The organism is Mesorhizobium sp. M7A.F.Ca.CA.002.15.2.1, assembly GCF_003998715.1.
GTDB classification, from domain to species: domain Bacteria; phylum Pseudomonadota; class Alphaproteobacteria; order Rhizobiales; family Rhizobiaceae; genus Mesorhizobium; species Mesorhizobium ciceri.
Genome location: NZ_RZPI01001238.1, coordinates 1 through 524, shown reverse-complemented (window position 1 = coordinate 524; position 524 = coordinate 1). Strand labels below are relative to the sequence as shown.

The 524-nt window shown below is 64.9% G+C and carries 1 protein-coding gene; it reads left to right on the top strand.

Annotated features, from left to right (window positions below):
* The coding region (locus ENZ74_RS33870) for an EAL domain-containing protein (protein ID WP_127313384.1) at positions 1 to 524 on the top strand (524 nt) is incomplete at both ends.

The following is a 524-nucleotide window of genomic DNA, read 5'->3' as shown; positions in this document are numbered from 1 at the left end:
ATGCGATCCGGGTCGACGAAGTCGGCATCGAATACGGCATGTATGGCGAGTTCCGGCTGCGCAGCGCCTATCAGCCGATTTTCGCGCCGCGCGGCCGGTTCCTTCACGCGGTCGCGGCCGAAGCCCTGATCGAGCCGCACCGTGCGGGCCGCCCCGGCGCGCCAAAGATATTCTTCGAAAGCGTTGCCGTCTCGGACCGGCTGTTTGTGGAAACCATGTGCCGGGCGCTGCATCTCAGGAATTTTCGCAATATCGGCGTCGACGGGCTCGACCTGTTCTTCAACTACAATCCGTTGATCAACGACCATGCCGGGCGGGCACTGGCCGAGATTCGCCTGATGACCAGGCATCTCGGCGAGTTCGGCCTGGCGCCGGCCATGCTGGTCTGCGAAATCACCGAACAGGCGGCGGACGACGCGCTTCTCGCGCGGCTGGTGCGCGAAATGCGGCGCGACGGCATCCGCATCGCCATCGACGATTTCGGCACCGGGCACTCGACCGAGGAGCGGGTGAGCCTGCTCAAG